The organism is Corynebacterium sp. HMSC077D03, from assembly GCF_001808545.1.
Classification (GTDB): Bacteria; Actinomycetota; Actinomycetes; order Mycobacteriales; family Mycobacteriaceae; genus Corynebacterium; species Corynebacterium simulans.
This window is the reverse complement of the sequence record NZ_KV793657.1, coordinates 106,172-129,503: the sequence shown is the minus strand read 5'-3', so window position 1 is coordinate 129,503 and position 23,332 is coordinate 106,172. Positions and strand designations below refer to the sequence as shown.

Annotated in this window: 20 protein-coding genes, 2 tRNA genes and 1 pseudogene; 13 read left to right on the top strand and 10 right to left on the bottom strand. The window is 58.3% G+C overall.

Translation table 11 applies throughout. The features are described 5' to 3' along the window. Positions 1-555 precede the first annotated feature (555 nt). The gene (locus tag HMPREF2888_RS01555) at positions 556-837 is read left to right on the top strand and encodes a hypothetical protein (protein ID WP_070518089.1); all 282 of its coding nucleotides are present in this window, start codon (positions 556-558) and stop codon (positions 835-837) included. Positions 838-1,134: 297 nt separating this feature from the next. Here the strand turns inward: HMPREF2888_RS01555 and HMPREF2888_RS01550 are convergent. From HMPREF2888_RS01550 to HMPREF2888_RS01525, 6 genes are all read right to left on the bottom strand, one after another. Next, a tRNA-Leu gene (locus tag HMPREF2888_RS01550) sits at positions 1,135-1,208 on the bottom strand. A gap of 69 nt (positions 1,209-1,277) precedes the next feature. Beyond that, positions 1,278-2,234 carry a Ppx/GppA phosphatase family protein gene (locus HMPREF2888_RS01545; protein ID WP_070518088.1) on the bottom strand — a complete coding sequence of 319 codons (957 nt, stop codon included), beginning with the start codon at positions 2,232-2,234 and terminating at the stop codon, positions 1,278-1,280. Positions 2,235-2,274: 40 nt separating this feature from the next. Continuing rightward, a complete protein-coding gene (locus tag HMPREF2888_RS01540; protein ID WP_062035532.1) occupies positions 2,275-2,823 on the bottom strand; it encodes a DUF501 domain-containing protein in 549 nt (182 codons plus the stop codon). Positions 2,824-2,916: 93 nt separating this feature from the next. After that, positions 2,917-3,510, bottom strand: coding sequence for a septum formation initiator family protein (locus HMPREF2888_RS01535; RefSeq protein WP_070496865.1), 594 nt, complete (start codon positions 3,508-3,510; stop codon positions 2,917-2,919). Positions 3,511-3,686: 176 nt separating this feature from the next. Further along, positions 3,687-4,964, bottom strand: coding sequence for a phosphopyruvate hydratase (gene eno / locus HMPREF2888_RS01530; RefSeq protein WP_070518087.1), 1,278 nt, complete (start codon positions 4,962-4,964; stop codon positions 3,687-3,689). Between the two features lie 142 nt (positions 4,965-5,106). Then, positions 5,107-5,898: a lysozyme family protein gene (locus HMPREF2888_RS01525; RefSeq protein ID WP_070518086.1), complete on the bottom strand. Its 792-nt coding sequence runs from the start codon at positions 5,896-5,898 to the stop codon at positions 5,107-5,109. A gap of 202 nt (positions 5,899-6,100) precedes the next feature. Here HMPREF2888_RS01525 and HMPREF2888_RS01520 point away from each other — a divergent pair, with 202 nt between their 5' ends. Continuing rightward, positions 6,101-6,544, top strand: a complete 444-nt coding sequence (locus HMPREF2888_RS01520; protein ID WP_070518085.1) for a hypothetical protein — start codon at positions 6,101-6,103, stop codon at positions 6,542-6,544. Between the two features lie 22 nt (positions 6,545-6,566). On the opposite strand, the gene HMPREF2888_RS01515 is transcribed toward HMPREF2888_RS01520, so the two are convergent. Next, positions 6,567-7,193: a MazG nucleotide pyrophosphohydrolase domain-containing protein gene (locus HMPREF2888_RS01515; protein WP_070518084.1), complete on the bottom strand. Its 627-nt coding sequence runs from the start codon at positions 7,191-7,193 to the stop codon at positions 6,567-6,569. A gap of 82 nt (positions 7,194-7,275) precedes the next feature. Here HMPREF2888_RS01515 and HMPREF2888_RS01510 point away from each other — a divergent pair, with 82 nt between their 5' ends. Next, positions 7,276-8,775 (top strand): amino acid permease, encoded by a 1,500-nt coding sequence (locus HMPREF2888_RS01510; RefSeq protein WP_070518083.1) that lies wholly within the window; start codon positions 7,276-7,278, stop codon positions 8,773-8,775. A 102-nt stretch (positions 8,776-8,877) separates the two neighbouring features. On the opposite strand, the gene mfd is transcribed toward HMPREF2888_RS01510, so the two are convergent. Then, positions 8,878-12,522 carry a transcription-repair coupling factor gene (mfd, locus tag HMPREF2888_RS01505; RefSeq protein ID WP_070518102.1) on the bottom strand — a complete coding sequence of 1,215 codons (3,645 nt, stop codon included), beginning with the start codon at positions 12,520-12,522 and terminating at the stop codon, positions 8,878-8,880. Positions 12,523-12,534: 12 nt separating this feature from the next. Then, on the bottom strand, positions 12,535-13,143 hold the full coding sequence (locus HMPREF2888_RS01500) for a TetR/AcrR family transcriptional regulator (protein WP_061921571.1): 609 nt from the start codon (positions 13,141-13,143) through the stop codon (positions 12,535-12,537). A gap of 84 nt (positions 13,144-13,227) precedes the next feature. On the opposite strand from HMPREF2888_RS01500, the gene HMPREF2888_RS01495 reads away from it, so the two are divergent. Further along, positions 13,228-13,302 (top strand) — tRNA-Gln (locus tag HMPREF2888_RS01495). Positions 13,303-13,369: 67 nt separating this feature from the next. Here HMPREF2888_RS01495 and HMPREF2888_RS01490 read toward each other — a convergent pair. Next, positions 13,370-15,001 (bottom strand): multicopper oxidase family protein, encoded by a 1,632-nt coding sequence (locus tag HMPREF2888_RS01490; RefSeq protein WP_070518082.1) that lies wholly within the window; start codon positions 14,999-15,001, stop codon positions 13,370-13,372. A 79-nt stretch (positions 15,002-15,080) separates the two neighbouring features. Here HMPREF2888_RS01490 and HMPREF2888_RS01485 point away from each other — a divergent pair, with 79 nt between their 5' ends. The 9 genes and pseudogenes from HMPREF2888_RS01485 to HMPREF2888_RS01445 all read left to right on the top strand — a co-directional run bounded on the left by HMPREF2888_RS01485 (position 15,081) and on the right by HMPREF2888_RS01445 (position 23,262). Continuing rightward, on the top strand, positions 15,081-16,325 hold the full coding sequence (locus HMPREF2888_RS01485) for an MFS transporter (protein WP_061921440.1): 1,245 nt from the start codon (positions 15,081-15,083) through the stop codon (positions 16,323-16,325). 119 nt (positions 16,326-16,444) lie between these two features. Continuing rightward, entirely contained in the window at positions 16,445-17,890 is a 1,446-nt protein-coding gene (gene glmU, locus HMPREF2888_RS01480) for a bifunctional UDP-N-acetylglucosamine diphosphorylase/glucosamine-1-phosphate N-acetyltransferase GlmU (RefSeq protein WP_061921437.1), read from the top strand. A 15-nt stretch (positions 17,891-17,905) separates the two neighbouring features. Beyond that, the gene (locus HMPREF2888_RS01475; protein WP_061921434.1) at positions 17,906-18,880 is read left to right on the top strand and encodes a ribose-phosphate diphosphokinase; all 975 of its coding nucleotides are present in this window, start codon (positions 17,906-17,908) and stop codon (positions 18,878-18,880) included. Between the two features lie 237 nt (positions 18,881-19,117). Continuing rightward, positions 19,118-19,360, top strand: coding sequence for a TM2 domain-containing protein (locus tag HMPREF2888_RS01470; protein ID WP_061921517.1), 243 nt, complete (start codon positions 19,118-19,120; stop codon positions 19,358-19,360). A 97-nt stretch (positions 19,361-19,457) separates the two neighbouring features. After that, entirely contained in the window at positions 19,458-19,631 is a 174-nt protein-coding gene (locus tag HMPREF2888_RS12815) for a hypothetical protein (RefSeq protein ID WP_210386794.1), read from the top strand. Between the two features lie 209 nt (positions 19,632-19,840). After that, complete coding sequence (locus HMPREF2888_RS01460; RefSeq protein WP_061921429.1) at positions 19,841-20,479, top strand: 50S ribosomal protein L25/general stress protein Ctc; 639 nt, start codon at positions 19,841-19,843, stop codon at positions 20,477-20,479. 120 nt (positions 20,480-20,599) lie between these two features. Next, positions 20,600-21,139 (top strand): aminoacyl-tRNA hydrolase, encoded by a 540-nt coding sequence (gene pth / locus HMPREF2888_RS01455; RefSeq protein WP_061921426.1) that lies wholly within the window; start codon positions 20,600-20,602, stop codon positions 21,137-21,139. A gap of 102 nt (positions 21,140-21,241) precedes the next feature. Next, complete coding sequence (locus HMPREF2888_RS01450) at positions 21,242-22,312, top strand: HNH endonuclease signature motif containing protein (RefSeq protein WP_061921423.1); 1,071 nt, start codon at positions 21,242-21,244, stop codon at positions 22,310-22,312. 108 nt (positions 22,313-22,420) lie between these two features. Then, positions 22,421-23,262 (top strand): annotated as a pseudogene (locus HMPREF2888_RS01445) (fumarylacetoacetate hydrolase family protein). The last annotated feature ends 70 nt before the right edge of the window (positions 23,263-23,332 follow it).

The following is a 23,332-nucleotide window of genomic DNA, read 5'->3' as shown; positions in this document are numbered from 1 at the left end:
GAAAGGACCAATAATTTGTGAATCGGCGGAGCTATCCCCATAAAAGGTCACGTAACCGCCTCGTCTAACTCTAATAGCGGTTACATGACATTTTCCGAGAAAACTAGTTCACCCACCGCAATTTCGTTTCCATAGCGGCACACTTGTCCCGGTGGTGACAGTCAGACAGCAAAAAGCCTATAAACGAGTCCAGCAATGCCGCGGCTGAACATCGAAATTTCAAACCAGGCGTTATGCGAAATCTTCTCAAAAGTAGATGATGCGCCATATATTTTTGGCCACTACTCCTCTTTCGTGACGCCAAAGTTTTCAATCGTTCTTGGCTACTAATCGCGACCGCTTCTCGCGGTCTCATTCGGGTTCACTCAAGGACTTGAGACCTTGGTATTCTTTCTCACCGCTCTCTCCAAAGGAGTCTTGCAATGACTGCTCCAACCACTGGTCCAGAAAGCACTGGATTCCCGAACAGCCCTCAGATGGCGTACCCAGCGCAAAGCGCGGCGACGCCTGCCGAGGCTCCCAAAGGCCGCAACACTCGGCATCATCGCGGTAATCATGTTCATCGCAGTGATTGGCTCCAGCATCAATGAGGCAACCGGCGGCGACACCACTGTCTCCAACAATGCGGATGGCGAGTCCGCAGATGGCCGCACCGTCAACGCATTAAACACCATGGCTGTTTTGGGAAGCCGCTTCGACAACACCAGCCCCCTGTACCAAGGTGGCACCGCTACCGGCGATCTTGTATTCGCTGTTCCGGCTGACACGGCAGACCAGGGCGTTCTCGCAGTTCGCCCGGACATGCTCGCAGGCAAGAAATTCATCGCACTGCAGTAGCGCCCATACCGTCACGGGGTTGAGTGAACCCTAGCTTTAGGCTCGGCCTTTCAAGGCCGGGCCTTTCGCGTTCTTTCTGGGATTCCAGATGGCAAATCCGCTTGTTATGAACTGTGACAGCTGTAAACGTCGCTGCCAGCTGAGGAATGGAGTTTGCCATCTAGTTTTACCGTCTGGGTATGTGCCGTCAGCGGCCCTTGAGCGTGTGCCTGCAGCTGCCGCAAGCCCACGACCAAGGCATAAATAAAAGCCTCAAGCCACCATCCAAAAGGAATGATGCCTCGAGACTTCACACGGTGCCCCCACTGGGACTCGAACCCAGACTGAATTGATTTTAAGTCAACTGCCTCTGCCGATTGGGCTATGGGGGCTTGGTGCGGTTCTATTTTAAGCCACCCCGTCAGCACTGCTGCGCAATGGGGTGGCTTCAATGCGAATCGCTAGAGGTCAGCGGCGATGCCCGCGACGATTCCGTCGAGGATATCCTTCTCGCTGATAAAGAATGAAGAGGCGTCGCTGTTGCGCTCAATCATCTTGATGATGCCCTCGACAGCCACCGAGCCACCGCCGATTACGTCAGCGCGGCCTGGGTGGATGACTGGGTTGAGCGCACGGGTAGCCGAAGGCTGCCCCATCAGCTGGCGTGTGAGCACTCGCAGCGCATCAAAACGCAGCTCCGAGCCATGGATTGCATCGGGGTCATAGCTTTCCAGGCCTTGTGCCAAAGCAGACAGCGTGGTGAAGGTACCCGCGCAGCCAACGAAAGTCTTGGCCGAGGAAATCGGCACAATCTTTTCAACTTCCTGCATGCGCTCTTCCACGTAATCTTCCGCGATTTCGACCTCAGAATCCGTTGGAGGATCTGTGCGCATGATGCGCTCTGTCAGGCGCACGCAGCCCATCTGCGCGGAATGCGCGCCGAGAATGTCACCGTCGATAGTTCCGACGACGAATTCCGTCGAGCCGCCGCCCAAGTCGATAACGCAGTATGGCCCACGCTCAGAACGCAGGTCCGCCACTGCCCCCTTGAAGGACAGCAGAGCTTCTTCTTCACCGGTGATGACCTCAGCCTTGGCACCGGATTCGATTTGGCCCAGCAGCTGTGCCGTCATTTCGAAGAACTCGTCCTGGTTCTTCGCATCGCGGGTAGCAGACGTTGCCACCATGCGCACGTGCTGAACCTTCTCAAACTTCATCTGCTTTACGTAGCCCTCCAGCGCCACGCGGGTGCGCTCAAGGGCCTCTGGTGCAAACTCGCCCGTGGCATCTACGCCCTGCCCCAGACGCACGATTTCCATGGTGCGGACGATATCGCGAATCTTGCCGTCAGCTTGTACTTCACTAATGAGCAAACGAATCGAGTTGGTGCCGCAATCCACCGCAGCGACGCGAGTCATGTAATACCTGCCTTCTTGGTCTCAGCCTTACCTGGAAATACTATTCAGCGTTAGAGAAATCGAATTGGCTCAGATCAATGCCCAGGTCGTTGACGCTCGGCCAATCCTCCGGAATTGCGGTACCGCGCAAGCGCCCATGGTCCGCAGCCATCGCCACCGCTTCGGTGCCTAGACGGAAATGCTGTGGCCCTTCAGCCAGCGCATAAGCAATCAGCACGTGCAGGCACTTCACGCGATCTGGCATACCACCACCTGAGAAAGTGGTACCTAGGTCTTCAATAGCGTTGCGCTTTTCCAAGAAGTACTCATGGGCACGCTCGTAATCTTCTGCCAGCTCTTTATCTTCAGCGAGGCGGGCTTCCATCCACTTCATCACGTGCGCGACCTCAAGGCGGGAAGCCTCAGCGGTAAGACGTGGGTCGGTCAGGTAGTACAACGTAGGAAATGGAGTTCCATCCGGTAGCTTCGGCGCCGTCTTCACCACAGCCGGCTGGCCATCTGGAGTGCGGTAAGCGATGTCGAGCACGCCGCGGGGCGCGCGGCCGAGTTGCTCTTTAACGATTTCTAGGTCTGCATCATTGACGGTCATGGCAGCTATTGTCTCATGCCGCAGCGCATTTGCGGTGCATAGGATTCACCGCGCCTTCATAAAGGCTATTAGCCGAGCTAATTACGGTACGCGTTACTGGGCAGCCGGCGGGTTTTCAGGGCCCGCGCTTGGCGACGCCGGGGTTACCGGCAGGCTGCCCGGGTTTGCGTTGGTCGAGCCCGTGGCGCTGACGTCTTCATCTTCTGCGATGGAGCCCCACAGGATTTCGTACCACGGACGCTCATCGACGTCGTCAAGCTTGTTCGTGGTGACCGTGCTGTCCGGATTCATTCGGCGATCCATGATGCGATAAGCGGTCTCGCCCTCCGCGATGACGCCGAAACGGCGGCGCGCTTCCTGCTCGAGGTAATCCTCCGACTTGTATTTATCGATCTCGTTGAGGAGCTCTTCTTTTTGGGCCTGCTTAGCAGCGATGGAATGTTGCAGGCGCGCAGTTTCAGAGCGCACGTGGTAGTAATTGCGCAGCGGCACCGCGATGGTCAGCAACACGATGAGGACCACCACGAGGATGACGCTGAGACCAACAATGTCCATGCGGCCCATGCGTTCGCCGCGTGCCTTCTGCGTTTTCTTGGCTTTGGCTGCAGCCTCTCGCTGGGTAGCAGCGCGCGAGACCACGGGGACGGTGGTCCGGGATTTCTTTGAAGTGTGGTTCTCGCGTGCCATAGGGTTTCTATCCTAGCGGCGCGAGCTTATTGAAACGGGTGACGCGCGTGTGAATGAAGTAAATTCTCACAAATTAAAAGGCCGCCTTCTCAAAGCCCTGCTGCCTGCCTTTGAAAACCAAGGGTAGGTAGCGAGGGGCCTTGAAGAGGCGACCTAACTAAAACCAGCGCGGGGGTTTAGCTCTGGAAACGCGGGAAAGCGGAGCGGCCTGCGTAGACCGCGCCGGAGCCCAGCTCCTGCTCGATGCGCAGCAGCTGGTTGTACTTAGCAACGCGCTCGGAACGCGCCGGAGCACCGGTCTTGATCTGGCCACAGTTCAGAGCAACTGCGAGGTCAGCGATGGTGGTATCCTCGGTCTCGCCGGAGCGGTGGGACATCATGGTGCGGTAGCCGTTGCGATGCGCAAGCTCGACTGCGTCGAAGGTCTCGGTCAGGGTACCGATCTGGTTGACCTTGACGAGCAGTGCGTTAGCAGCCTTCTTCTCGATGCCCTCAGCCAGGCGTGCCGGGTTGGTGACGAAGAAGTCGTCGCCAACAATCTGGACCTTGTCACCGATGGTCTCGGTGAGCTTGGTGTAGCCCTCCCAGTCATCTTCCTGCAGCGGATCCTCGATGGAGACGATTGGGTATTCGGAGATGAGTTCCTCGTAGACCTTGGCCATTTCCTCGGCGGTGTGCTCGCCGCCTTCGAAGTGGTACTTGCCATCCTTGAAGAACTCAGAGGAAGCAACGTCAAGAGCCAGGGCGATATCCTTGCCTGGCTCGAAGCCAGCCTTCTTGATTGCCTCGACAATGAGATCGAGTGCAGCCTTGGTGGACTCAGCCTCCGGAGCGAAGCCGCCCTCGTCGCCCAGGCCGGTGGATAGGCCCTTGGACTTAATAACGGACTTCAGGGAGTGGTAAACCTCAGCACCCATGCGCAGTGCCTCAGCGAAGGACTCGGCGCCGATAGGAGCAATCATGAACTCCTGTACGTCAACACCGGAGTCAGCGTGTGCGCCGCCGTTGACGATGTTCATCATCGGAACCGGCAGGACGTGTGCGTTCGGGCCGCCGATGTAACGGTAGAGCGGCAGGCCGGCGGACTCTGCAGCTGCCTTCGCGGTAGCGATGGAAACACCGAGGATTGCGTTTGCACCAAGGCGGGACTTGTTTTCGGTTCCATCGAGCGCGATAAGCGCCTGGTCGAGCAGGCGCTGATCGTCTGCCTCGAAGCCGGCGATCTCATCGACGATTTCCTCATTAATGTTTTCAACAGCCTTGAGAACGCCCTTGCCCAGGTAGCGGTCACCACCATCTCGAAGCTCATGAGCCTCGTGCACACCGGTGGAAGCACCGGAAGGAACGCCGGCTACGCCGCGTGCTCCGTCATCAAGGAAAACCTCGGCCTCGACGGTCGGGTTACCGCGAGAATCAAGAATCTCTCGAGCAAATACGTGGATGATGTCAGCCATGCTGCTTTCACTCCTATTGAGCCAAATTGATTTGATATGAGATTCGGGTTCCTTGCCCCAAATCACCTGAAGACAATTGTTCCAGAAAACTTCGGGCTGCGTCGGGCACTATGTCACATACTTGCCTAAAAAGTTGGCTTTTCTAAGAAGAAGAAGGCTGCGGAATCGAATATGAGTTGGCAGCAGCGGCAACGCGTTCCAGATAGTCCCTGGACTGGTTGTAATTAAGGATGCCAGCCTCCCAGTCTTCAGACTTGTCCATGTTGCGCCCGCCGAAGCAAAGCAAAGCCGCCGCGCCGAGGGCGGCATCATCGATCTGGTTGGGATCTGCCACTCCATCACCGTTGGCATCGCGGCCCACGTGGGACCACGAGGAAGGAATGAACTGCAACGGCCCGACGGCGCGATCAAACTCAGCGTCGCCATCGATTTGGCCGCCATCCGTGTCAGGGGTATGTGCGGTACCATTCGAGCCGTCGAGAGCAATGCCGGTAATCGGCGGATCTGGGTACCCATTTTCATCCAGCTTGGAGGGGCGTAGCCAATTGCCGTTGTAGGTGCCATGGCGGGTTTCTACCCAACCCAGACCGGCCAGAGTATTCCATCGCAGGTTGCATTCGGGCCACGCATCGCGGGCGATGAGCTCGGCGTTTCCGTACGCACGTAATGCTTGGCCGGAGATTCCTGTCTGTGATTCCAGCTGCGAGGACCAATAAGAAAGCTTGTCCGCGGTGCGCCCTTCCGAATGAACGTCAATGTTAGGAACTTCCATGCCAGCAATCGGCGGCATCGCCTGCGGAACCGGCTGCAGTGGTTTCAAGGTTGCAGGCTTGCCTAAGGCAGAAAGCACCCAGCCCACGAGAGAAACCACAACGACGACAGCGAGGACTGCGGCCAGGCCGCAGCCCCCGAGTTTCCGCAGCCGCTTAGTCATGAATGTCAATCATAATGACTCCCCTTGCCACTTCCCGAACTGACACTGCGGCCCCCACTTCCCTTTCAGAGATTTAACAGTAAGCAACAAGAAGTTATGTCAGACTTTTCACCACTACACCATCTTTAACATTTTGCGCTACAGTAACAAGGTCAGGTTTCACGCCTGTTTCTGCACCGCACACCTTAAAAGGAGCCTTTCCATGTCCCTTCGCCGTTACGCCGCTGCCGCCGCCGCAGCGCTTAGCCTTTCCCTCGCCGCCCCAGCTGCCGCACAGGCTCAAGACCTCAGCTTCTTGGGCGACCTTAACAATGTCGCCACGCAACTCATTAGCGGCGCCGACTGCGGCACCGTTCGCACCACGCTGACTGTCATCGATCAAAACACCGAAGGCGTGCTCTTTAACGAGAACACCACCCGCAACCAGCTCGCTCACAACCTGCAGAACCTTGGCGGCAACGCGAACGCACAGGTCTCCCCGCTGACCATCGCTGCCGTGAAGTACTCCGGGCTAACCGCAGACCGCGCCCTAGCCTGCGGCATCGTCAAGCAGGACAACATCCTCACTGGCGGTACTGGCTTGTCCTCCAAGATCTCGGACTACGCTCCGATGCTCTCTTCCATGCTGAACCTACCGAAGCTCTAAGGAACTTCAGAAGAATTTCCGGCTAGTCCAAGGCCTGCGACTTTTCGCGGGCCTTTCCTTCTGCCCACAGCTGCTCCTGCCGCTCAATCGCAACAAGCTCATTCGTTCCATCAAAGAGATAGGGCGCGCGGGAGCGCAGCTTCGCCACGAAGGAATCCGCGACGTCGTCAAGCGTGAATGCTCCGCGCCGCGAGGCTAGCTCGGCGTGGAAGAGAACTTGTAGCAGGACGTCGCCAAGCTCGCCGCGCATATGCTCATCGCCGGCCTGGGAGCGCACCGATTCGGCAAATTCGGCGGATTCTTCGGCGAGATAAGGCAACAGACTTTCGTGAGTTTGGGCACGTTCCCACTCGCCAATCCGCACCGCTTGGGTCATTGCAGTACGCGCTTGAAACATCGGATCTTTGCGCGACTCTGCTTCGATGAGACGCTCGCCAGCTTCCAGCCTTTCAACGACTTCCGGCTCGTGCGCATCAGTGGAAACCAGCAGGCCAACGCCCAATGGGTCCTCTCCTTTTAGGAGATCGCTAAAGTTCCATCGCACGCGCACTGGAACCTCACCGGTGAAGCTAACAGGGCCCAAAAGCGCCCCATGTGCCTCCATCGGAATCAGCGTGGGCCAGCGTTCATCGAGCAACAGAACAGTCATGGCCACAAAGTATAGGGCAGTTTAGTAATCAGGTTTTAAATGCTGACTTCGCTCCGTGGCTTTTGCGGGGTATTTTAGTCGCATGACTTCCACTACTTCCTCCCCGGCGAACGCCGAGTCATCGAGTACTCACAAGGTGACTCTGTGGACTCTCGTCGCCTTGATTATCGGCTCCACCGTGGGCAGTGGAATATTCTCGCTTCCTCAAAACATCGCCTCGGTTGCAGGTCCCGGCGCAATGCTCATCGGTTGGCTCATCGCCGGCGTGGGCATGCTCTCTGTCGCGTTCGTGTTCCAGTACTTGGCGCACCGCAAGCCGCACCTCGACTCCGGCGTGTATTCCTACGCCCGCGCGGGCCTGGGTGATTTCATCGGCTTTACCGCAGGCTGGGGCTACTGGATTGGCTCCGTAATCGCGCAGGTGGGGTATGCCACGCTCTTCTTTAACACCGCGGGCCACTATGTGCCGCTTTTCGACGCCGATCATCGCTGGGCCTCCGCCATCGCAGTGTCGGTAATGTCCTGGGCCATTTTTGCAGTTTTGGCGCGCGGCATTAAGCAGGCCGCTGTGATGAACATGGTGACCTCGATTGCCAAGATCGTCCCTATTTTGGCTTTCGTAGTCTTCATCGCGTTCCTCGGTTTTAGCTGGGATAAGTTCACCTTTGATTTCTGGGGCAAAGACTCCGGCTCAACCGTCTTTGAGCAGATTCAGGGCATCATGCTCTACACCGTGTGGGTATTCATCGGTGTGGAGGGCGCCTCCGTCTACTCCAAGCAGGCCCGCTCCCGCAGCGACGTCGGCCGTGCCACCGTCATCGGTTTCTTCTCCGTGCTGGCGCTTTTGGTTTCGGTCTCCACCTTGTCATTCGGAGTGCTCTCCCAAGCTGAACTGGCAGCATTGCCGGATAACTCCATGGCTTCCGTATTAGAAGCTGTCGTAGGCCCATGGGGCGCGGCTTTTATCTCCATAGGTCTCTGCCTTTCGGTGCTCGGCGCTTACGTGTCTTGGCAGATGCTGTGTGCTGAGCCCATCGTAATGATGGCTACCGACGGCCTGCTGCCTCGCAAGATCGGCACCATCAACGTGGCCGGCGCCCCATGGGTAGCGCAGCTTATCTCCACCTCTGTTATCCAGGTCTTCATCATCGTCTTCTTCTTCAATGAGACTTCATATAACGCCATGGTGCAGCTGGCCACCATCATGTACCTACTGCCTTATATCTTCACCTCGCTCTACCTACTTTTACTGGGTATCCGCGGCACGGGCCTTTCGCACCCGCACGCAGGTGTGAAGTTCGATCTTTCGGGCCCGGAAATCTCGAAGCGGGAAAACCGCCGTCACATCGTCATTGGCGCCATCGCATTCGTTTACTCGCTGTGGCTTATCTACGCCGCCGACCTGGTTTATGTCTTGCTCGGTGCGCTCGCTGTTATTCCAGGTCTTATCCCTTACGTGGGAACGCGCCTGTACAAGAAGGAGCGAGTCTTCAACTCCTTCGAGTGGTGTGTCGTGGCCATCGTCTTCATCGGCGCAATCGCCGCTCTGTGGGGACTAGCAAGCGGCAAGCTCTCTCTTTAAGGATAACTGCATAGATAAAGACTCCCTACCGGCTCGGCTTCACGCTGGGCCCGTAGGGAGTACTTTTCTGCTAGGACAGTGCTCTGCAGGTGAAATAGGGTCTTACTGGCTTACAGAGATCACATTCTTCCCGCCGACCTTTGCGCCGGTGACATCGATCTTGTCCAGTTCGAACATGGCGGAAAAGAAATCCGCCATCCACTGCAGCAGCTCGATATCCCGCAACTTCGGGGAGGTGACGTTGCGGCCCGCCTTGGGGAACCCCAGCTGAATAGCCTTCGCCGCGGCGCGGTAATTGGAGCCCGGGTAAAGGCGCTTCAAACGCACCTGCTTCGAATCCGCCAAATCCACTGGGTGGACCTTAATGCGGGTTCCCTGCACCGCAATATCGCCCACGCCTGCCCGGCGCGCCTGGTGACGCAGTCGAGCGACGGCCAGCAAACGGGTCACTGGCTCCGGCAGTGGGCCGTAGCGGTCCTCCATTTCTTCTACAGCTAACTGCAGATCGTTATTGTCCTTCGAGGCCGCGAGCTTGCGGTAAACCTCCAGGCGCAGGCGCTCGGAGTTGATGTAATCCTCAGGGATGTGGGCGTCGACTGGCAGGTCGATGCGGATCTCCTTCGGTCCCTCGTCGGTGGCCTTCGGAACCTCGCCACGGGCAAGGGCCTTGAAAGTCTCCACTGCCTCCCCGACCAAGCGGACATAAAGGTCGAAGCCGACACCCGCGATGTGGCCGGACTGCTGCGCGCCCAAGACGTTGCCGGCACCGCGCATCTCCAAGTCCTTCATCGCCACGGCCATGCCGGCGCCCAGATCATTGTTCTGGGCGATGGTAGCCAGGCGGTCATAGGAGGTCTCGGTCAGCGTGGCGCCCTTCGGATACAGGAAGTAAGCATAGCCGCGCTCACGGGAACGCCCCACGCGCCCGCGCAGCTGGTGGAGCTGAGACAGGCCCATGTGGTGCGCGTTTTCCACGATGAGCGTATTCGCATTAGCGATGTCCAGGCCGGTTTCCACGATCGTGGTACAAACCAGGACGTCGTACTCACGGTCCCAGAAGCCCTGCACGGTCCGTTCGAGGGCTTCCTCGTTCATCTGGCCGTGCGCCACGACGATGCGCGCCTCCGGCACGAGATCGCGGAGCTCGCGGGCCTTCTTTTCAATGTCAGAGACCTTGTTGTGGATGAAGAAGGTCTGGCCGTCTCGCAGCAGCTCGCGGCGGATCGCCGCAGCAATCTGCTTGTCCTCATAAGCACCCACGTAAGTCAGGACCGGATGGCGGTCTTCCGGCGGGGTCAGGATGGTAGACATCTCGCGGATGCCCGCCATGGACATCTCGAGGGTGCGCGGAATTGGGGTCGCAGACATCGTCAGCACGTCAACGGAGGCTTTAAGCGCCTTGATATGTTCCTTATGCTCCACGCCAAAGCGCTGCTCCTCGTCTACAACGATTAGCCCTAGGTTCTTCCAATGCACACCTGTTTGCAGCAGGCGATGCGTTCCGATGACGATATCGACGGAACCGTCTGCCAAGCCGGAGACAATCTCCTTGGCTTCCTTGGTAGAAGTAAAGCGCGAAAGCACCTGAATATTGACCGGGAAACCGGTCATGCGCTCGCGGAAGGTATCGGCATGCTGTTGCGCCAGCAAGGTGGTCGGCACCAGAACCGCCACCTGCATTCCGTCCTGCACTGCCTTGAAGGCTGCGCGCACCGCTACCTCGGTCTTGCCATAGCCCACATCGCCGACGACGACGCGGTCCATCGGCACGCTGGATTCCATATCCTGCTTCACAGAGTCGATGGCCATCATCTGATCTTCAGTCTCGACGTACGGGAAGTTATCTTCCATCTCCGCCTGCCACGGGTTATCCGGCGCAAACTGGTGTCCCGGCGCGGCTTGGCGCTTGGCATAAAGCTCCACCAGCTCGCCCGCGATTTCGCGGACTGCGGCGCGGGCTTTCTTCTTGGTGTTCTTCCAGTCCGAGCCGCCCATCTTGGACAGCGTCGGCTTCTCGCCGCCGGTGTACTTGGAGAGCAGATCCAGCGAGTCCATCGGGACCCAGAGCTGATCGGCCGGCTGACCGCGCTTCGAGGAGGCGTACTCCAGCACGATGTACTCACGTCGGGAGGTTTCATCACCCGACTGAATCGTGCGCTCGGCCATCTTGAGGAAGCGGCCGATGCCGTGGGTTTCGTGCACCACGTGGTCGCCCTGTTTGAGCGCCAGCGGATCGACGCGGTTGCGGCGCTTAGCTGGGCGTCGCTTTGCGCCGGCGATATCGCCCACGCGATTACCCGTCAGGTCGGTCTCCGTAATGACAACCAACGGGAGCTGTTCCTTCTGCGATCCGCCGGCACTGCGGGCCTTCGGGAATACCAAGCCCGCATGTGAAAGCGCCTGATACAAAGTGACCTCGCCAGGCGTCGGCTCCCAGCCAGGAGTCGCGACCTTGGTGCGAATCCCCTTCTCGGCAAAGCGTTCCACCATGCGCTTGATAGCACCCTGAGCCGGCGCGATAAACGCCGCACGGCCACCATCGCGGGTATGGGCGAGCAGCTGCGCCATCATGGCGTCGATTTCCTTAATGTCACCACGCGGCGTCGGGCCCGGTTCATACTCGAGCGGCAGGGTCTGCGCCTCATCCGCCATGAACATTCCAGGAGGCGCAAAGGTCCACAGCGGCAAACTCGTGTTAGCACACGTTGCTTCCAAAGACTCGTAGGAACGGTAGCTAGCCGCCTCGGTATCCAGGCCTTCAGCGGTCAAAGGACCATCCGCCCCCATGGCAGCGGCTTCCCAACCGGCAGCCAAGAATTCCGCGTCCGTGGACTCTAGATCCGCAATACGGGTGCGAATCTTTTCCGGCGCGACCAGCAGCACGTGGGTACCCTCAGGCATGAATTCGGGAAGGGTGACCAGCGGGGCGTCGCTAAGCACCGCCAGCAGCGCCTCCATGCCGTCGGCCGGAATATGCTCACCTACCTTGGTCAAAAGCTCCACGAGGGCAGCATTGCCCGGGTGCTGCAGGGCAAGGTCTTGAGCACGCTTGGCGACGTCGTCAGTAATCGGAAGCTCACGCGCCGGGAAGATGTCCACCGCGCCGACCTCAATCTCTGGAATCGCGCGCTGGTCGGCGACGGAAAATTGCCTGATATCGGTGATTTCATCGCCCCAGAACTCCACACGCACCGGGTAATCGAGCGTCGTGGGAAAGACGTCCAAGATGCCGCCGCGAACGGCATACTCGCCGCGCTTGGCCACCATGTCCACGTGCTTGTAGGCACGAAACTCCAGCTGGGAGACGATGGCCTCGAGCTCGATCTCCATGTCCTCGGCTAGGCTGATCGGACTGCGGCCTTCCACGTTTTTCAAGATCGGTTGGCTATATCCACGCGCTGCCGTAACGACGACGCGCAGCTTGCCTTCTGCTATGCGGTGCAGCACCTGCGCGCGGCGGCCCACGATATCCGCGCCGGGCGAAAGGCGTTCGTGCGGAAGGGTTTCCCACGCCGGGAACTGGGCAACCTTGTCCCCCATCATCGCGGTAAGCTCCGCGGTGAGGTCCTCGGCCTCACGGCCGGTGGCGGTAACGACGAGAACGGGCGCCTGATTCGCCAGCGTGCCGATAGCCCACGGGCGCGCTTGGTCGATGCCGGTGATGTGCAGCTGTGGCTCGCCTACCTGGGTGGCAAGCCCTTTGAGTTTCGGGTCGGAAGCCGCGACCTTGAGCAGTCCGGCGAGCATCGGCGTTGCCACTTAGTTAGTTCCTCTCAATTTTGGCTTAGCTTCCATTCCAGACAGCCCATTCCAGCACAAGTTTACGATGTGCGCAGCCACCACTTCCTTTGCCGGCTGGCGGGTATCCAGCCACCATTGGGCGGTCATCGAGACCATGCCGACTAGCGCTTGGGCATAAAGTCCTGCCAGTTTCGCGTCGAGGCCGCGGCGCTCGAAGGCGGCGCCCAGGATATAGGAAACCTGCCCCACGGAGGAATTAAGCAAAGTGGAATAAGAGCGTTCGTCGCCGGGCTTGGAGTCACGTACGAGGATTAGGAATCCATCGGTTTCTTGCTCCACGTAGTTTAAAAGTGCGACAGTGGCTTTCTCGATGCGCTCGCGCCAGGTTCCTTCGCTAAGCGAATGCGTGATCACCTTCTCCAGGGCGAGCATCTCGCGGTCCACGATGACCGCGTAGAGGCCTTCTTTTCCCCCGAAGTGCTCATAGACCACGGGCTTGGACACGCCAGCCCGCGCCGCAATCTCCTCCACGCTGGCCCTGTCGAAGCCCAGCTCGGCAAATGCCGCTCGGCCAATCACGATCAATTGCTCGCGACGTTCGCGTCCAGTCATCCTCTGTCGAACCATGCGATCAAGCTTAGTGGGTGGCATTTGTAATTAAGGCATATGCGTCAGGTACTATTAGCAACGCACGCCTTGAGCGCGCGGTTATTCCCCATGGTGTAATCGGCAACACTACGGTTTTTGGTACCGTCATTCTAGGTTCGAGTCCTGGTGGGGAAGCCAAGAAAACTCCTGCTCACTTCACATTTCGAAGGAGCAGGAGTTCTTTTATTTTGAGACCTCGAAAAGCCTAGGAAGTCGCAGACGGGGTAGCGTACGGGCTACGGGATGAGTCCACTACTTGCCCAGCATGTGCGCTATGCGACGCCCCAGCAGACTTCTCGAATACAAGCGCCGCCGGCTTGACGCGAACGTCAGGTTTTTCGCCCTTGTTCACCACAACCATCTGGCCCATCATGCCCTTGTCCTCGTGCAGGAGCATGTGACAGTGGTACATGTACGGAATGGTCTTATCCGGGAAGTAGCCCAACTCCACGAGCAGCTTGGCAGTTGCCTTGGGCGGAAGATTGACGATGTCCTTCCAGCCCATCGTCGGAACCGCGATGTCCTTGCCATCGCCATAGTCATAAGACAAGACCTTGAAACGCGAATTATGGATGTGAAAGTTGTGCGGCCAATCGCTATTTTCGTTGGTCACAGTCCATACCTCAGGCTTGTCTTCCTCGATCACGGTGTCCACGCGGGCCATGTCCATGGACTCACCGTTAATCATGAAGGTATTGAGCACGAACTCGCGCTCAGTCAGCCCCTCAGCAGGCGGGACGTCGGCAGCCGCGGGATCCAAGGTTTGCGGCAGAGCTGGCGCTGCAGGCGCATCCTCCCCTGGCGCGGTGATATGCAGGATGTCAAAGCTGTCCTTGAAGCCAAAGTCCGCAGAGTACTCATCTTCGGGGATGCTGAAGTTGTCCTTGCGCGGCACCGACTGCAACACCACGTCCTTGCCGGGCTCCAAGTCCACGAGGACCTCGATGCGCTCGCCTGGTCCGATGAGGAGTTCGTCGACCTCAACGGGGGCGTCGAGAAGCCCAGAGTCAGTAGCGATGACGTTAAACGGCGTCCCATTATCCAGGGCCAGCGTGTAGAAACGCATCGAAGCGCCGTTGAGCAAGCGCAGGCGAACCCGGCGCGTGGTGGCGGTAAAAGCTGCATTCGTGATGCCGTTAATCACAGGTGTAGTACCCATAAGACCGAGCGTGCCGTCAACCTGATGATCGAACTGGCCGTCCTCAGTGAACTTCGCATCCATAATGACCACCGGAATGTCATCCACGCCGTACTCAGAAGGAATGTCGAGCTTATCCGATACGTCGTCGTCCAAGATAAACATGCCAGCAAGTCCGCGGTAGGCATGGGTTGCCGTGGCCATATGCGGGTGCGGGTGATACCAGACGGTGGCGGCGGGCTGGGAAATCTCCCACTGTGGCTTCCAGGTCTTGCCCACTTCAATCGGCGAGTGTGGTCCACCATCGGAATAGGCCGGAAGCTTCATTCCATGCCAGTGCACGGTGGTCATTTCGACCAGGTTATTGGTGATTTCCGCGCGGACCTTTTCACCTTTGTGCGCCCGCAGCGTGGGCCCTAAGAAGGCGCCGTTGAATCCCCAAGTGCGGGTGTTGTTATTGCCCGAGATAACCTCCGAATGGCCGTCTTGGGCGGTGAGCTTGAAGACCCTTGTACCGCCATCCATCTCACCTTCTAAAAGTGGCGGAATAGGAAGGGGCCGCGGCGCCGCGTCATAGCCCACCGGGGCCGGCTGATCCTTATTTTTCGTATTGGCACAAGCCGTGATGGCCGCACCCGCCGCAGCGGCAGAAGCAGTAAACAGAGCACCTTTGAAAAAGACACGACGCGTAAAACCCATAAATACCAGAGTATTTTAGTTGGCTACTAAGCCAAACCTATTTCGGCCAATTCAGGTATTTATCACATACGCTTGATTTATGCCGATCCCAGACCAAGAAGCTCGTCCCGCCCGCCTTTTCGCATCCTCAAACGCCCTACAAGGCATCGGTGACCAATTAGTCTCCGGAAAGACCGTCCTGCCCTGGCTCTTTGCACAGCTGGGCGTCCCGCACTTTTTTACCGCACTACTGGTGCCTATCCGAGAGTCTGGCTCCATGCTCCCGCAGGCCGCACTGACCCCGTGGGTAACTTCCCGTCCGACCCGCAAGAAGCTATGGGTGTGGGGCTCGGTCGTTCAAGGCATTAGCGCCCTCGTGATTGCAGGTGCCGCAGCGGTATTTGAAGGTTGGGTTCTCGGCACGATAACCATCGCTGCGCTTGCCGTGCTTTCTGTTTTCCGCGCTTTGTGCTCGCTGACGGGAAAAGACGTCCAAGGCCGGACCATTTCTAAAGGCAGCCGCGGTGAGGTGACGGGGCTTGCTGCTCAAGCATCGGGCGCGGTAACCCTACTCGTTGGCCTTGTGCTCGCGTTCTTGGGCCAGCTTCCGCCGCTGGGGCTTGCCGCAGTTCTCGGTGGTGGTGCGCTGAGTTGGTTCGTTGCGGCAGCGATATTCTCCTCCATCGATGAGCCCGTTCCGGATGAAGCAGAAACCGCGGCCGCCAAAAAGAATGCATCCGAGGGCCCTCACTGGTGGAGCGATACCTGGAAGCTATATACCTCCGACGAAGATTTCCGCCGCTTTGTTAACGTGCGCGCCCTTTTGCTAGTGACTGCGCTATCAACCACCTTCATCGTCACGCTTTCCCATCAAAGCGGCACCACGGTGCTCAGCGGACTCGCGGGCTTCGTGCTTGCTTCTGGCCTTGCCAACCTGGTGGGTGGAAAAATTTCCGGCATCTGGTCGGATCGCTCTTCCCGATTGGTGATGTCGTGGGCGTCGGTTGCGGCATCGCTGACCCTAATGCTCGTGGTCGCTTGTGCTCATTGGGCGCCAACCTGGGTTTGTGCTTGGGCTTTGCCGCTGGGGTTCTTTTTGGTCAACCTCGCGCACACGGGCATCCGCGTCGCGCGTAAGACTTACATCGTGGACATGGCAGGTGGCGATAAACGCACCTTTTATGTCGGTGCGGCCAACACGATGATGGGCGCAATCTTGCTTGTTGTAGGCGCAATCTCCGCAGTCATTTCCCTTGCCGGGCCTACCGCTGCCCTGCTTTTCTTGGCTGCACTCGGCTTCATCGGAGCTTGGCGCGCCAGGATGCTGCGTGAGGTCTCTGCCTAGTTCGTAGCAAACCAGCGCCGAACTGGGGTGCGCTTTATCCCCCAATAATTACGTGGGGCGTTAAGATGTGGGACATTACTCCCTAAATAAGACTCGACGACAGGAGAACGAAGAAACTCGTGGCTGATACAACTAAGTGCGCCATTGTTGTTCTAGCAGCGGGCGCTGGCACCCGAATGAAATCCGCAAAGCAAAAGACTTTGCACGAAATCGGCGGCCGCCCGCTCATCGGGCACGCGCTGCATGCTGCGGCTGGTATGCACCCGGAGCACCTCGTCGCCGTCGTCGGCCACCAGCGCGAGCAGGTCTCTCCTGCCATTGAGGCCATCGCCGCAGAACTGGGAACCGAGGTCTCCCAGGCAGTGCAGGAAGAACAAAACGGCACCGGCCACGCAGTGCAGTGCGGTCTCGAGCCACTCCCCGACTTCGATGGCACCGTCATCGTCACCAACGGTGACGTCCCCCTTCTTCGCACTGAGACCATCCGCGGGCTTTTCGACGCCCACGTTACCGCCGGCAACGCCGTGACAGTTCTGTCGATGCAGCTTGCTGACCCAACCGGTTATGGCCGCATCGTCCGCGGCGCAGACGGCAATGTCGAAGCCATCGTTGAGCAGAAGGATGCAGCAAGCGAGCAGCTTTCCATCAACGAGGTCAACTCCGGCGTATTCGCTTTCGACGGCGCAATTCTGCGCGACGCCCTAACCAAGCTCGATTCCAACAACGCCCAGGGCGAGCTCTACATCACTGACGTTTTGGAGATCGCCCGCACCGCAGGCCACAACGTCGGCGCGCACATTGCTGCCGACGCCGGCGAGCTGGCAGGCGTCAATGACCGCGTCCAGCTCGCCGCAGCTGGACGCGAGCTCAACCGCCGCACGGTGGAAGCCGCCATGCGCGGCGGTGCCACCATCGTCGACCCTGCCACCACCTGGATTGGCGTTGACGTCACCATTGGCTGCGACGTTCTCATCCACCCGGGCACCCAGCTGTGGGGCAAGACTCACATCGCTGATGGCACGGAAATCGGCCCGGACACCACCCTGACCGATATGCAGGTCGGCGAGGGCGCCAAGGTCATCCGCACCCACGGTTCCGAGTCTGTGATTGGCGCTAACGCCAACGTCGGCCCGTTTACCTTCATCCGCCCGAAGACCGAGCTCGGCGAAGGCGGCAAGCTCGGCGGCTTCGTCGAGGCGAAGAATGCCCAGATCGGGCGCGGTTCCAAGGTGCCGCACCTGACCTACATCGGCGACGCCACCGTGGGCGAGGAATCCAACATCGGCGCTTCTTCCGTATTCGTCAACTACGACGGTGTTAACAAGCATCACACCGTAATCGGCAGCCATGTGCGCACCGGATCTGACACGATGTTTATCGCACCAGTCAATGTCGGTGACGGCGCTTATTCCGGGGCGGGTACAGTTATCAAGGAAGATGTTCCTGCGGGAGCACTCGTAGTCTCCGGTGGCAAGCAGCGCAACATCGAAGGCTGGGTTCAAAAGAAGCGTCCGGGCACTCCGGCAGCAGAAGCTGCCGCCCGCGCACAGGACAACAACAAGTAAGGGGAATTACCGCCCATGACTGGCAAGGTAACCGGCAGCAGCAAGAATATGAAGCTCTTTTCTGGGCGTGCACACCCAGAATTGGCTGAAGCTGTTGCCAAGGAACTGAAGACGGACCTCGTTCCAACCACCGCTCGTGACTTTGCAAACGGTGAGATCTTCATCCGCTTCGAAGAGTCTGTCCGTGGTGCCGACTGCTTCGTTATGCAGTCCCACAGCCAGCCGCTGAACAAGTGGCTGATGGAGCAGCTCATCATGATCGATGCGCTCAAGCGCGGCTCTGCCAAGCGCATCACCGCTATCCTGCCGTTCTACCCATACGCACGTCAGGATAAGAAGCACCGCGGCCGCGAGCCGATCTCCGCTCGCCTGGTTGCAGATCTACTACAGGCTGCTGGCGCTGACCGCATCGTTTCTGTTGACCTGCACACTGACCAGATCCAGGGCTTCTTCGACGGCCCGGTCGATCACATGCACGCAATGCCGATTCTGGTTGACTACATCAAGTCCAAGTATCCCTTGGACAACCTCGCAGTGGTCTCCCCGGATGCTGGCCGCGTCAAGGTCGCTGAGAAATGGGCACATGAGCTAGGCGACGCCCCACTGTCCTTCGTTCACAAGACTCGTTCCACCGAGGTTGCAAACGAGACCGTCTCCAACCGCGTTGTCGGTGAGGTCGAGGGCAAGGACTGCATCCTTCTGGATGACATGATCGATACCGGCGGAACCATCGCTGGCGCAGTTCGTGTGCTGAAGGAAGCAGGCGCGAAGTCCGTCGTCATCGCTTGTACCCACGGCGTCTTCTCCGATCCGGCACGTGAGCGCCTGTCCGAGTGCGGCGCTGAGGAAGTCATCACCACCGATACCCTTCCGCAGTCCACCGAGGGCTGGTCCAACCTGACCGTTCTTTCGATTGCTCCGCTGCTGGCTCGTACCATCCACGAGATTTTCGAAAACGGCTCCGTAACCACGCTCTTCGAGTCAAACTAAGCGCTTAAAAAGCAGCACGTAAAAGGACCGTCCAGCACACGGCTGGGCGGTCTTTTCATTTCCCCCCAAAAACAGAAATGAACTTGACTAATATTTACTCGGAGGCTTGACGAGGCACTTTCCTTGGGTTTTCCCTGCCTTGCGCTAGACGCCACATAAGATGCAGCCATCATGAACCTGTGCTACGACTTGCACGTTGGCAACGGATACCGCACCACAATGAAAGGACATAATGATATGACCTACAATGCGAACTATTTCTCCGGGGAAAGCAAATACAGCAAAGGTGTCGCAGCTGTGCTGTGCGTCCTTGGTCTCTTCCTTGTGGCTGGTCTTCACCGCATATATGTGGGAAAGATCGGAACTGGTCTGCTCTGGCTCTTCACAGGAGGACTCTTCTTAGTGGGAACCATCGTGGATCTCATTATGATCGCCTCAGGGGAATTCAAAGACAAGAGCGGATACAAGCTACTCTCCTAAACAGAACACAAGGAACCTCCACCTGAATTGATCCAGGTGGAGGTTCCTTGTGTTGTTGTTCTGCTTGTTACATCTTAAGGTAATTCCGCCTGCACAATTGGACAGCCTGCATGAGCTTATCTCCATGAAGAGCTGGTGGAATAGCGTCGATAGCCTCGCTAAGGTGGCAGGCAGCGCGCTTAGCGAGGCCGATGATTCCAATGACTTTTCGGCCGAGGACTACGAAGTTGACGAATGCTGGGGAGTTGTCGGCGAAGAAGAGCAGAAGTAACTTGCCTGCTCTCGGCGCTGCGTGTTAGGATTCTCGCTGTCTCGGCGAGGGCTGCCCAGAATTGGAAAGCCGTTATCGACGCGATTAGAAGTTATTTCACACGTTTTAAGCCTGCGATGACTCGACCAAGACGACCATCGGCAGGCTTTCGCCGTTTTCGAACTCGCTAAAGTCTCGCCGCACCAATCTTTGACACTAGGAGTTTTACTATGGCAAACACCCGCCCAGTATTGAAGGCAGAAGTACGTAACGAGTTCGGCAAGGGCTTCGCTCGCCGCCTGCGCGTTGCAGGCAAGGTCCCAGGCGTTGTCTACGGCCACGGCGTTGACGTTCTGCACTTCGCTGTTGACCGTCTCGAGCTGACCGCACTGGTTCGCTCACACGGCGTCAACGCTGTTTTCGAACTCGAGCTCGAGGGTGAGCAGCACCTCGTCATGGTCAAGCACGTTGACCAGAACGTTCTGACCCTGGACATCGACCACGTCGACCTGCTTTCCATCAAGCGCGGCGAGAAGGTTGAGGTTGAGGTTCCGGTTGTTCTCGAGGGCGAGAGCGCACCGGGCACCATGTCCGTTCAGGATGCTGACGTCCTCCTCGTTGAGGCAGACGTTCTGAACATCCCAGAGGAGATCTCCGTTTCCATCGAGGGCCTCGAGGACGGCGCTGTCGTCACCGCTGGCGACATCACCCTGCCAGAAAACACCACCCTGGTTGCAGATGCAGAGACCGTCATCGCTTCCATCTCCCTGCCTGAGGTTGACGAAGAGCTCGAGGCAGCCGCTGAGGCTGCTGAGGAAGGCGGCGCTGAGGCTGGCGCTGAATCCGCAGAGGAAGAATCCGCAGAGTAATTCAGAGTTTCTCGCTCTTTTACGCGCATTCGCCCGCACTGGCCATCGTGGCTGGCGCGGGCGTTTGCCCGTTTTCACGCCAAGAGCCGCTCTTTCGCACCGGCATGAGACAATGGCTTAGTGACTGATTATCTCGTCGTCGGCCTGGGCAACCCGGGCCCCAAATATGCCGGAACCCGCCACAACATCGGTTTCGATGTTGTCGATGAATTAGCTAACGACAACTTCACCAGCTTTTCAGTGCATAAGAAGACCAACACCGAAGTTGCCGAAGTTCGCTTTGGCTCGACCAAGTTATTCCTTGCCAAGCCGCGTTCTTTCATGAACCTCTCTGGTGGCCCTATCAAGGCACTCCTCCAGTACTTTTCGCTATCCCCTACAAACCTCATCGTGGTCCATGATGCGCTGGAGCTGGAATTCGGCGTCGTCAAGCACCGCGTCGGTGGTGGCGACCACGGGCACAATGGCCTGCGCTCCACCACCAAGTCTCTGGGTACCAAGGATTATCAGCGGCTTTCCATAGGCATCGGACGCCCACCTGGTCGAATGGATCCCGCAAGCTTCGTGCTTAAACCGTGGGCAAAGAAAGAGCAAGCGGACATCCCCATCATCTGCGCAGACGCAGCGCAAGAAATCACCCGCATCGCGTCCGCGAGTTAGCTGCGCTTGCCGACGCCGCTCCAGTTGCGGCGTGGCATAAGCTGCTTTAGGGTCTGGGCTATGACAGTTTTGGGGGAACTGGCCAGCACGTTAAGTCGGGGCATGGATATTGTCGAAGAAGCCGTGGGCAAGACAGCGAGTGAAATCGCTAGTCTCGGGGTGCCCGATGCTCTGGCAATAGACCTTGCAGCCCTCGCTGAGCCCTTCGCGCCCGGTAACTCTTTTCAGCGCTTGCGTCGTGAAACCATGGAACGCGGGCGTGCTCACTCCCTTACTACGCTCCTTGCCGTGGAAAAGCAGGCCCGCAAGTTGCGCACGGAGGCCGAACGGTGGCGCGTGCGCCATACGGCTTTGGCCACGGCCGGTGATACGAGGGACGTCGAGAAGAAGGCCCGCGAGTTGGTTGCTGCGCGCTCACCTCGCCGCGAACGCAAGCCTGGAATACGGCTTGCCCAGCATCCCGATGGCCAAGCTACCCTGACTATTTGCGGCCCCTCCGCCGACCTCACCGATATGCGCGACAGCCTTGACTGCAGCAGCGCTGAATCTGCACTCGCAGGGCTAAAGCAACGCTGGTTCGGCGAAGGAAACCCTAGTCAGCCAGCAATTTCTGTCATGTTGGTGACAAAAATGGAAAACTACGCGCGGGCCTTGGAAGGCCACGAAGTCTGGTTCCAATTGAGCAATGGCGCGCTCATCTCCTCGACTGAACTGGCTACCCGGAACATCCTTGATCACGGCTTCCACGTACTCATGCATCCTGTGCATGGGCCTGTGAACCTGCACCGCGTCTCGCGTTTTGCCTCCACCAAGCAGCGGCTTATGGCTACTGCGGAAAACCCGCGCTGTGCCTGGCTCGGCTGCAAAAAGGGCGCGAACGATTGCCAAGTCCACCATCTAAAGGCCTGGCGCCATGGCGGCGAAACATCCGCGGAAAACCTCACCATGGCCTGCCAGTATCACAATGCCGTCAATGACGACGAGACCGCCGGTGGACGCGGATGGCTAGAGCGGCATGGCACAGTCTATTGGGTTCCGCCCAGCGGCTGGTACATCCCACCTTGGACGGATAAATCTCCGCCGCCGCTTAACTCGCCGCTGCCAGATTGGTTGGAAGAAGAACGCAACTACCTCGACGAAGAGCTGAGCAATTTCTCAGAACACGCTACTTAGCTCGCGAAGCAAGTTGTCTAGCCCGCCCACGGGCCAGATTCGCATGCCTTAAAACTTCTCCCTGGCTTGTGCGCCAAGCTGCCTGCAACTCCGCGTAAAATTTCCGACATGAAACTTGCCACCTTGCGAACTCAGTTTGGCACCACTGCGATCCGCATCGACGGCCCCGGCGTGGGCGTGGAGCTCGACTTTGACGACGTCGGCCAGCTCCTGCAGGCCGAGGATTGGTGCAAGTCCGCGCAACTTTCTGGCGAGCCGATTGCTTTTCGCGAGCAGGACTTAGCGCCCGTCATCCCGACGCCGTCGAAGATTATCTGCGTGGGCGTCAATTACGCCAAACATGCGCGTGAGATGGGGCGTGAACTGCCTGAGCAGCCTACCTTGTTCGTTAAGTTTCCGGAGGCGCTCACCGGCCCCTACGACGATATCTATGTCCCCGACTGGGCCACGAGCAAGCTCGACTATGAGGGCGAACTCGCCGTGGTTATCGGCTCTCGTGCGCACAATGTTGCGATGGCAGACGCGGCCGTAATGACTACACGCTGCGGGATTTCCAGCGGCGTACCACTCAATTCCATGCCGGCAAATCTTTCTACCGCACTGCTGGATTCGGTCCATGGCTAACCACTTCTGATGAGTGGGCGCCTGGCGGCAACGCGCGCATTACCACCACCGTTGATGGCGAGGTGCGCCAAGCGGATAACACCGATGACCTGATTTTCTCCGTCGCGGAGCTCATCGCGTTCTGCTCAAAGCTGTACCCGCTTAACCCCGGCGATGTCATCGTGACCGGCACGCCCGAGGGCGTGGGATTTGCGCGTCAGCCACAGGCCTTTATTCAGGACGGCCAAACCGTCCGCATTGAGGTCGAAGGCTTGGGCGCTATCGAAAACACCACGCACTACGGCGAAGCGCCTTCTGGATGCGGGCCGGAGTGCACGTGTGGTTAATTACTATGCTTGTGCATAATTGTCCTGGATTTATTACCTATCTTCGCAGCTAGCGGGCTAAAGTTAAATG